Raw genomic sequence first — 9,113 nt, 5'->3', positions numbered from 1 at the left:
AGCAGGGGATCGCCGCGCTCCGCTTCAAGAGCAAGGGCGGCACGCGTTCCGACGACGTGGGCAATGCGCCCGCGCGCTGGGGGATGAGCGAAAAGGAGTACAAGGAGAAGGCCGACCTGTGGCCGCTCAATCCCAAGGGTGAGCTCTACAACTTCACCATCGTCGAGAGCAAGGAAGGGCTCGCACACATTCGCGAGATCGCGGCCGTGCCGGGCGTGGGCGTGCTCTTCCCCGGCGCTGGTACCCTGCGTGGCGTCTTCACCACCACCGACGCCAACGGCCAGCGCAAGTTCGACGAGGCCGCGTGGGAAGCCGCCATTCAGAGCGTGCTCTCGGCGTGCAAGGAGTTCAAGGTGCCGTGCGGCTATCCTGCGGGTGCCCCGGATATCGAGAAGCGCATGAAGGAAGGCTTCAGCGTGTTCGTGATCGGGTGGGGCGAGCAGGGCTTCAAGGCGGTCGATCTCGGGCGCGCGGCGAGCGGTCGGTAAGGTTCGCGCGCGAACGGTTCACGAGCGATCGCGAACCGGAGTCGTCGAAACGCACGAAGGGCCGCCGGACACAGTGTCCGGCGGCCCTTCGTGTCTGCTCAACCGTTCCTTACGGGTTGCGGTCGAGGCACCCGCCCGTCGCCTTCGGGTTGTTCTTCTCGTCGAAGGGGATGGGGAGATTCACGTCGTTCCCGTACACGCCAGCCAGCGGCGACGGCAGGTTGCCGGTGGGGAACACCGTGTTGGCCGCGCGACCGTACTGACGCACCAGGCGACGGAGATCGCCCAAGCGGTGGCCAGTGAGGTACAACCACTTCGCGCGCTCCTCGAAGAGCAGCGAGACCGCCGCCGCCTGCGTGGTGGGCGCCGCACCAGCCAATGGGCTCATGGCCGGCGAGATCGCCGTCGCACGCAGGGTGTTGAGACCGGCGAACACCGCATCACGATCGGCCTGCGTATCACGACGCAGGCGCGCTTCGAGTTCGATCAGACGGGCTTCCACGCCGTTCGCCACCACCACGCCGGTCGTACGGTCGTACTTGAGCTGTGTGGGAAGGTTGCGGCTGGAGCCGTTGAACCCGGTACGGGTGGACGGCACCCATGGGATACGCGGATCGGCAGGCGTCGTGAGGAACGCGACCCCGTTGATCCCCTCGCCGCGCCCCTGCGCGTCGGGCAGGACGATGGCATAGCGGGAATTCGCCACCGTGAGCGCATTCCACATGCCGTTTTCCTGGCGACCGGACGACGTCGAGTGAGCCGTAACCCACGCGAAGGTCGTCGGCACCGCGGCCACTGCCGCCGCCGCATCGTCGAAGCGCCCCTGGTTGAGCAGCACACGGCCACGACCGAGACGCGCGATGTTCTGCACGCGCGTGTCGGTGCCGGCGCTGGCCAACGCCGAGTCGAAGCTGGCGAGGGCGCGGGCATAGATCTGCACCGTCGTCTGCGGATCGCCGAACTCGGTGCTGTTATCCTTTTCCTCGGAGAACGGCACGCCCGAGCAATAGGCCTCGGCGAAGAACGTCTCGGTGAAGCCGCGGATGCCGTACATCTCGCCGATATTTTGTACCGGCGTCGGCGCCACCTTCCTCAGCACGTTGATGGTACGCGTGGCCCCCGCGCGCACCCGGTGCAGATTCCGATAGAAGTTGTCCAACTCGGGCAGATTGTCGTTCATCGCCCGCTGGTTCGGGAAAAGACGACCATCGAAGGTGTCCGTCGAGTACAACTCGTCGGACACATTCCCGGTGACGACGATCACGTTCTCCAGGCTGGCATTGCCGCCATAGACGTTCTGGAAGTCCTGGATGACACCGAGCCGCAGCGGGGTCGCGCCGGCCGTGGTGGTGTAGTCACCCACGTTGAGCACGTCGGGATCGGTGATTTCCAGCGTATCGGTGGAACACCCGGCCACCACACCCACCGCCAGGAATACTGCACTCGCCGGTCGAATGAAACGACGAGTCACGAAAGAGAATCGCATATGCGTGCTCGCCTCGATCAGAAGTTGAAGTTCATGCGGAACGTGAAGTAGCGCATCGGCGGCGTGGAGAAGAACTCCTCGTTGCCACGCGCATCGCCGTTGCCGACGGTGGTTTCCGGATCGACACCGGTGAACGGCGTCCACACCCCGAGATTACGTCCCGTGAGCACGAGGTTCCAACGCTCGGCCTTGAGCGCCTTGGCCCAGCTGTTCGGCATCTGGTACGACATCGACAGTTCGCGGAAGCGCGTGAACGAGCCGTCTTCGTAGAAGCCCGTGAAGATGGACGCGGCCGCGGCCACAGCCTTGGCCTGCTCTTCCAGCGGGGCGCCGGCGTAGAGGCCCTGGCAGGAGATACCGGCCTGACACTGGTGACGCTTGGTGTTGTTCAGCTTCTTCATGCCCCACTTCGAGTCCATCTGGCCCGAGATGCGGAGCTTGCGGCCGAGCAGCTCGATGGTGGGCGTGAATGCCACTTCGCGCGTGGGGAAGCTGGGGCCGATGAACGTGTTGGCACCGTACGTCATCTCGCCCGCGACCAGGATGCCGTCGCCGTTCGCATCGTTGTACGTGTAGGTGCGACCCCACAGACCGTACAGCGGGAAGCCCGGCGCATTGAGCTGCGTGTTGCGGTTGCCGCTCGGAATCGGGCTGACGCCCTCGCCCAACGTGATGAGTTCGTTGTTGTTGGTCGAGCCGGTGAGAACGAAGTCGAGGCCGATCTTGTCGCTCGTGATCACCTTCTGGTTGTACACGACCTCGAGGCCCTTGTTGCGGACATTGCCGATGTTTTCCAGGCGCGACGTCACGCCGGCAATGGAGGGCGCCACGCGACGATCGATGAGGGCGTCCGTGGTGTTCTTGTTGTAGTACGTGAACTCGAAGTTCGACTTCCCGTCGAACATGGTGAGGTCGAAACCGGCCTCCGTCTCCGCCGAGTACTCGGGGCGGAGCGTGGGGTTACCCAGCGCACCAAGCGTCACACCGGGCTGGTCCGCCGTACCGGAGATCGTCGTGGCGAACGGCGAGAAGAAGCGCAGCGCATCCGTGGCGCCCGGGATCTGCCCCGACGCGCCGTACGTGGCGCGGACGCGGAACGTGTTGACCCAGTCGAAGTCCGGGAAGAAGCTCTGATCGGACATCACCCACGAGGCACCGATCTTGGGGTAGTTCACAGCGCGGAAGTCCTTACCAAACGCGCTGGCCGCGTCGCGACGCAGGCCGGCGGTGAGGAAGAGCTTCTCGTTCACGTTGAACACCTGTTCCACGTAGTAGCCGAGCGTGCGGCGCTCATCGAACGACTGCGACGCGTTGCGCACCGCGGCCGCCGTGATCGTGGTGGCTCCCGGCGGCAACGACTGACCAGTGCCTTCCGCCTGTCCGAAGGAGTTGCGGATGTACTGCATACCGACGGACGTCTTCGAGTTCAGCCACGAGAACACCTGCTTGTTCGCCGTACCGCCGAGGTCGACCGTCTGCTGGTTGATTTCGGCGCGGTTGGCGCTCACCTGACCGACGCGGTTCACGCCAAGGACACCCTGATCGAACAGGTTGATGCCCACGTCGCTGCGCGCGGTGAAGTCGGAGCCGATCGTGGCGCGTGTGGTGAGCCAGCTGATCGGGTTGTACTGCACCTGCACGCTGTTGATGAAACGATTGATCGCCTGGCTGGTCGTACGCGAGAGGATGTCGCCCATGGGGAAGGCGCGGTACCCAAGCAGCTTGACACCGCGGCCATCGACCAGGTCTTCACGCCACTCACCACCGAGCATGCCCACCATGAGGCCGTTGCCGTTGTCCTCGTTCTGCGGCAGGCGCTGGCGGCTGTTGATGTAGCTCGACGACACCTGCAGCGTCGCCTTGGGGCTGATCTGCGCCGTGACGTTGGCGCGGAGACTGTTGCGGTCGAGCGCGTTCGGGCGAATCTGGCTCGAAGGAAGCCCGGTGACCCCACGCTCCTTCATAAGGCGATTGATTTCGATCTCAGGCATCCTGTAGATGCCCGTTTCCCCTTCCGTTTCACCGGACACGAAGAACTGCACCTTGTCGGTACCACCGGACACCTGCATGCCGTACTGCTGGCGGGCGCCCTGATCGACCGGCGAGAGGCTGTCGATGATGAACGCGTTACCGACGCGGAGACTGTCGGCGCGGCAGATCGACGCGGCGATGGAGATCGCGGGGCAACGCACACGCGAACCCGCAGCGGCACCGCTGAGCTGCGTGCCCCACCCGTAGTACATCAGCGGATAGGTGTTCGGGTCGGTGATGCGGCCGTTTTCCGTGTACACGTTCCAACGGGTCTTGCCCGCCTTACCGCGCTTGGTCGTGATGTTGATCACGCCGTTCGCCGCTTCGGTGCCGTACAACGTGGCGGCCGAGGGGCCCTTCACCACTTCGATGTTCTCGATTTCCTCGGGATTGAGGTCGTCGAGGCGCGACGGCGTGGAGCCACCGACGCCGATGGAGGAGCTGCCGGCGTTGGCGGTCATACGCACACCGTCGATGATCACGACGGGATCGTTCGACAGCGAGAGCGACGCCTGACCGCGGATACGGATACGCGAGCCAGCGCCCGTCGCACCCGCCGAGACGACCTGCACACCGGCCGCACGACCGGAGAGCAGCTGGCCCATGTTCTGCACGGGAAGCTCCGCAATCTTTTCCGCCACGTTCACCTGCGCGGTGGCGTTCGCGAGCTCCACCTTCCGCTGCTGACCCGTCACCGTGGTGACGACGGCCGAGAGCGAGAAAGCCGCCTGCGTGAGCGCGACGTCCTGCGTGAGGTTCGCACCCGCCGTGATGTTCACGTTGATGCGCTTGGCCTCGTAGCCGATGCGGCTCACTTCCAGGACAATGGCCCCGGTGTTCGGCACACGGAGCGAATACCGGCCGGTTTCGGCCGTCAGGGCGCCGACCTGGGTGCCCTGCACGAGCACGCGGGCCTGCTGAATGGGCTGGCCGGTGGCCGCATCGGTCACCCGACCGACGACCGTTCCGCCACTTCCCTGTGCCGCGAGGACGGACGGGACAGGCAGCGACATGGCAGCGAGCGCCGCGAGCGCACCCGTAAACAGTCGACGCACCCGCAGCCCATAGGCCGCGGCAGCACGTGGCGGGGAGCAGCGCTCGGTGGCACAGCACTGCTGTGCTCCGTCTCGCTCCGCGCCAGGGGACGCAGCAGGAACGAACAATCGCATCTCGTGACTCCGTGAAGCAGGATCACCGGCCGGCCACCCGATGTTGTGACCGGCAATGGTCCATCGCCGACGTCGTTGCGGTTGCCCACGAGGTGGCACCGGACATCGGGCGAGCGGGACCATTGTGTTGCACGGAAGCCGGAAGCTTCCGGTAGGCTCGGAACTGGAGTGCTGTGGAGCGCGCGGAGGAACCGCTCGCGCGCTGCCTGAGGAGGGAAAAACTGCCGGTCAATGACCGACGAGCCAGAGGGTACGATTCCCCCCACCGACTGTCAATACTTCGCGCGCGGGAGTCGGGGGATTCCTGAGCTCGCCTCAGCATTTCCGACAGTCCGGAATGCCATTTCAACGATTTTCGGCGCTACTGCGTTGGAGCGGGGGCCGTTCGACAATTGACGAGAAAAGCCGCCTTTCGTTTTCCTGAAACACAACGGCGGGTCGGCGACACCGTCGCCTGCCCGCCGTTCTTTATTTGCCCTCGCCGCACAGTCCGCGCTCGCAGCGGCGCCCCAGCGGCCACGGCCGCCGACGTTCAGTACCCCGGCGGCGCCGGCGGCAGGACGAGCTTGATCCCGGCCAAGGCCACCGAGTCCGCGGCGAGCGGCGTCGCGCCTGCCGGCAAGCCGTTCAGCTTGAGGATGTACGCCATCGCGGCCGCGTAGTCCTCCCTCGGGAGTGAGCCAGGATTGCCGTCGGGCATCGTGGTGCGAATCTGCTCGAACAGCGTGAACACCGGCTGTCCCGCCCACTTGGTACGGAAATCGGCCCCGGTCACGTCCTTCGACTCGTGGCACTCAGAGCAGGTCTTGGTCCACACAGCCTGGCCAGCGGTAGCCTGCGAGTCGCTGTAGACAGGGATCGTGTCCACGCCATTGCGCACGGCGTGGCCCTGGGGCAGCGGCTGCTGGGCGGTCATGCTGACGGCCGCGACGACGCTCGTCGCAACAACGGCGAGCAGGAGGGAACCGGGAATCTGAAATAAGCGTGGCATGGCAGAGGAACGTGCAAGGCGGGCGTTTCGCTGGCAAGTCGGTCTCGCGGCCATCGCGCCGCGTCGCCACGATCGGGCGTTGCATTGCGGGCGCGCGGCGCGGCCGACATTTTCGGCGGATGGACGCTTTTTCTACCCCGGATGTTCCCGAACGGGCCGATTCGTCGCCCGCCGCACCCTCCCCCGACGAGTCGGCCCTGCTCGCCGACGGTGCTCTCCCCCGTCGCGACTTTCTGCGATTTGCCGGAAGCGCCGGCGCACTCCTCGCCGCCGGCTGTGCCCCGCCGGTCGCCTTCCCCGCCGCCCCGGCGCGCGGGGTGAGTGATGCAAAAACCACCACCGGCGGCGGTCAGCATGTGGTCGTCATCGGCGCGGGCGCCTGGGGTGGCTGGACGGCGTATCACCTGCGCAAGCGAGGCGTGCGCGTCACCCTCATCGACCAATACGGGCCGGGCAACTCGCGCAGCACGAGCGGCGACGAGACCCGCGGCATCCGTTCCTCCTATGGCGACCGTGCCACCGGCGAGTTGTGGACGCCGTGGGCACGCAGCGCGATTGCCCGCTGGAAGCTGTTCGAGAAGGAATGGGCGCCGGAGTTCCGCACGTCGTTCTTCCATGAAACGGGCGACGTGATCATGCGCGCCACCCGCGAGCCGTTCATCACCCGGACCATCGAACTGTGGAAGGCCAACAACGTCACGCATGAGGTGCTGAGCGGCGACGAGGCGCGCAAGCGGTGGCCGGTGATCAAGGCCGACGACATCACAGTGGCCATCACCGAACCGGACGCCGGTGTCGTGCGCTGCCGCGCCGCCACGCAGGCCGTCGCCTCGGCCGCGCAAAAGATGGGCGCCAAGCTCGTCCTCGGCCGCGTTCGTCCCGGCCCCATCGTGAACGGCAAGATGGACGGTGTGGTGCTCGACGACGGCACGGTGATCCGCGGCGATAGCTATGTCTTCGCCTGCGGGCCGTGGTTGCGGAAGCTGTTTCCGTACATGGAGAACCGTGCGCGTATCCCCATTGGCCATGCGCTGTATTTCGGTGTGCCGATGGGTGACACGCGCTTCCAGTTCCCGAACCTGCCGAGCTTCAACTTCCCCGGCGTGACCGGCTGGCCCATGCTGCCGGTGGACAGTCGCGGCTTCCGCGTGCGCGGCGCCATCGCGCCGACGGTGGCGGCCGGCGCGCCGACTCCGCCGCCGCAGCCCGCGGCGTCGAACGACCCGGCGCTGCAGGACCCCGATCTGAGCCCACGCTGGACCAATCAGGATCGCGTCGATGGCGCACGCCGGTTCCTCGCAGCGCGCTTCCCCATCCTCGCCAACGCGCCGCTGCTGGAAACGCGGGCGTGTCACTACGAGTCGAGCGTGAATCAGAACTTCATCGTGGATCACGTGCCCGACACGATGAACGCCTGGATCGCGGGCCTCGGCCAGGCCGAGGGGTTCAAGTTCGGCCCCGTGATTGGCGAGTACATCGCGCAGCGCGTAACCGGCAACGACGGCGATGCGAAGCTCCAGAAGGCGTTCGCGCTGCCGACGGAACAGTACGATCGGCCGCCGGGATGATCTGTTGCTTTGAGATGTGAGGGAAAAGCACAACACGGAGCGCACGAAGGAACGGAGGGCACGGAGAACGGCAACAGCAGTTCTCCGTGCCCTCTTTGCCTCGGTGAACTCCGTGTTGTGGTTTGTTGAATTTCCCGCTGCAGCAGGCAACGGCCATTGCGCGCCTATCGCGACCCGCGTTTCGTTCTCGCATGCGCAAATACCTGCTCTACAGCACCGCCGCGCTGTTCTTCGCCTACGAACAGTGGTCGTTCTACCAGTGGATGCAGCAGCACGGCACCGTAAGTGCAGGGCTCACGCACGCGTGGCTCACGCTGCGGCAGGACCCCATGGTGTTCATGGCCTGGAACGACATGGGCATCTTCACGGCCGTGGTGCTCACGTGGCTGTGGCGTGACCTCAGGAAGACCGGTCGCACGCTCGCGTGGTGGCCGGCGACGCTGCTGATGGGATGTCCGCCGTTGCTGGTGTATCTGGGCCGTTACACCCACCCAGAACCCTCAACACACGACCCTCGACCCTGAACGGGAATCACGGTCAGTCGACCACGCGATGTTCGTGTGTGCGACTGCCAGCACGCCCGTCCAGAGTTCAGGGTCGTGGGTTCAGGGTCATGGGTGGGTGCGATTATCCCCAGCGAGAAAGCGCATCGTTTCGCCGTGTTTCAGCACCACGAAACGCTCGCGCGGAATGCCACGGGCTTCCAGTGCCTGCGCGAGATCTCGCGGCGGCTGATCGAGCGGTTCGTCAGTCAGCGAGAAGGTGCCCCAATGCACACCGATCGCCTGCTTCGCGCCCACATCGAGCATCACCTGCACCGCTTCATCGGGATTCACGTGCTGTGACCGCATGAACCAGCGCGGCTCGTAGGCGCCGATGGCGATGGCGGCCGCATCGAAGAAGCCGAATTGCTCGCCAATGCGCTGCGGCTCGTGTGAGTAGCCCAAATCGCCGGAATACCAAAAGCGAAAATGATCGTGCACGAGCGCCCAACTGCCCCAAAGGGAGGCGTTGCGGTCGAATCCCGTGCGATTCGACCAGTGCTGCACCGGGAGAAAGTGCAGCGCGATGCTCCCCTGCCCCACGGCCATCGTGGTGCTCGCGTCCCAATCGAGGGCTTCGATGTGCGGCAACGCGCCGCGCGTGCGTGGCAGGTTGCGGGCGAACCAGGCTTCGGTGCCACGCGGTACATAAAAGCGCGGTGCACCGCCCGCCTGCCGCGCCACGGCTCGCACCGACGGGCGATCGAGATGATCGTAATGATTGTGCGTAAGCAGCACCGCATCGATGTGCGGCAACTGCGCCGGCGTGAGCCCCGGCGGCTGGTGACGACGCGGGCCCAGATACCGGAACGGTGATGCCGTTCGACTGAAGACCGGA

7 protein-coding genes are annotated in these 9,113 nt (G+C 65.6%); 3 read left to right on the top strand and 4 right to left on the bottom strand.

The features are described 5' to 3' along the window. Window positions 1–488 (top strand): hypothetical protein (locus tag ACIQ6O_RS08985; protein ID WP_396207446.1); only part of this gene is annotated, 488 nt, incomplete at its 5' end. Between the two features lie 109 nt (window positions 489–597). Here the strand turns inward: ACIQ6O_RS08985 and ACIQ6O_RS08980 are convergent. The 3 genes from ACIQ6O_RS08980 to ACIQ6O_RS08970 form a co-directional block, all read right to left on the bottom strand. Next, window positions 598–1,959: a hypothetical protein gene (locus tag ACIQ6O_RS08980; RefSeq protein WP_396207445.1), complete on the bottom strand. Its 1,362-nt coding sequence runs from the start codon at window positions 1,957–1,959 to the stop codon at window positions 598–600. A 32-nt stretch (window positions 1,960–1,991) separates the two neighbouring features. Continuing rightward, a complete protein-coding gene (locus ACIQ6O_RS08975) occupies window positions 1,992–5,018 on the bottom strand; it encodes a SusC/RagA family TonB-linked outer membrane protein (protein ID WP_396207444.1) in 3,027 nt (1,008 codons plus the stop codon). Window positions 5,019–5,706: 688 nt separating this feature from the next. Continuing rightward, window positions 5,707–6,165 (bottom strand): c-type cytochrome, encoded by a 459-nt coding sequence (locus ACIQ6O_RS08970; protein WP_396207443.1) that lies wholly within the window; start codon window positions 6,163–6,165, stop codon window positions 5,707–5,709. Window positions 6,166–6,284: 119 nt separating this feature from the next. Here ACIQ6O_RS08970 and ACIQ6O_RS08965 point away from each other — a divergent pair, with 119 nt between their 5' ends. Next, window positions 6,285–7,733, top strand: a complete 1,449-nt coding sequence (locus ACIQ6O_RS08965; protein WP_396207442.1) for an NAD(P)/FAD-dependent oxidoreductase — start codon at window positions 6,285–6,287, stop codon at window positions 7,731–7,733. Window positions 7,734–7,924: 191 nt separating this feature from the next. Next, on the top strand, window positions 7,925–8,257 hold the full coding sequence (locus ACIQ6O_RS08960; RefSeq protein WP_396207441.1) for a DUF2834 domain-containing protein: 333 nt from the start codon (window positions 7,925–7,927) through the stop codon (window positions 8,255–8,257). A gap of 87 nt (window positions 8,258–8,344) precedes the next feature. On the opposite strand, the gene ACIQ6O_RS08955 is transcribed toward ACIQ6O_RS08960, so the two are convergent. After that, window positions 8,345–9,113 (bottom strand): MBL fold metallo-hydrolase (locus tag ACIQ6O_RS08955; protein ID WP_396207439.1); only part of this gene is annotated, 769 nt, incomplete at its 5' end.

The sequence above is a fragment of the Gemmatimonas sp. genome (assembly GCF_044345575.1).
Lineage (GTDB): Bacteria > Gemmatimonadota > Gemmatimonadetes > Gemmatimonadales > Gemmatimonadaceae > Gemmatimonas.
The sequence above is the reverse complement of the archived record's forward strand: the minus strand, read 5'-3'. Positions and strand labels throughout refer to the sequence as shown.